This is a genomic window from Corallococcus terminator (genome assembly GCF_003611635.1).
GTDB lineage: Bacteria > Myxococcota > Myxococcia > Myxococcales > Myxococcaceae > Corallococcus > Corallococcus terminator.
This window is the reverse complement of the sequence record NZ_RAVZ01000825.1, coordinates 1-435: the sequence shown is the minus strand read 5'-3', so window position 1 is coordinate 435 and position 435 is coordinate 1. Positions and strand designations below refer to the sequence as shown.

Genomic DNA, 435 nt, shown 5'->3' with positions numbered 1-435 from the left:
GTTTAAGCGAATGGAAAAGCGAAAGGAGCTATCACCTGTTCAGGGGTGGATCAGGGCTACGGAGGTGACGCGAGGTAAGGATGGCAGCGCACATCCGTAGCCCTGATCCACCCCTGAACAGGTGATAGCTCCTTTCGCTTTTCCATTCGCTTAAACGCCGCATTCATTGCTGTAAGGACTGGTCCAAGTTCACCTATCTCGCAGTTCCTGACAGTTAACGTCAGAAACAACCATCGGGAAGACGGGTAATCCACAACGATTTTCGGTAGAGCCTGATAAAAACGGGCTTGCCACATGAGGGTTCTTCTCCACTGGCAGACAGGGCAATGACGGACACGGCAAAATTGCGCACTACGAAGCCGTAGGCGCGTTTCTCCGGTTTCCATGATGGTAGACCAACCAAAACGTAACAAACCGCTACAGGAGGCCATACGG

The 435-nt window shown here is 52.2% G+C and carries 1 protein-coding gene; it reads right to left on the bottom strand.

All coding sequences use genetic code 11. From position 1 onward, the window contains the following. Positions 1–56: 56 nt before the first annotated feature. Positions 57–386, bottom strand: coding sequence for a protein rep (locus D7V88_RS42320; RefSeq protein WP_244238708.1), 330 nt, complete (start codon positions 384–386; stop codon positions 57–59). Positions 387–435: the final 49 nt, after the last annotated feature.

Bases quoted from the DNA above. Each gene is read 5' to 3' on its own strand.
- D7V88_RS42320 (WP_244238708.1), bottom strand. From the start codon at position 386: ATGGAAACCGGAGAAACGCGCCTACGGCTTCGTAGTGCGCAATTTTGC.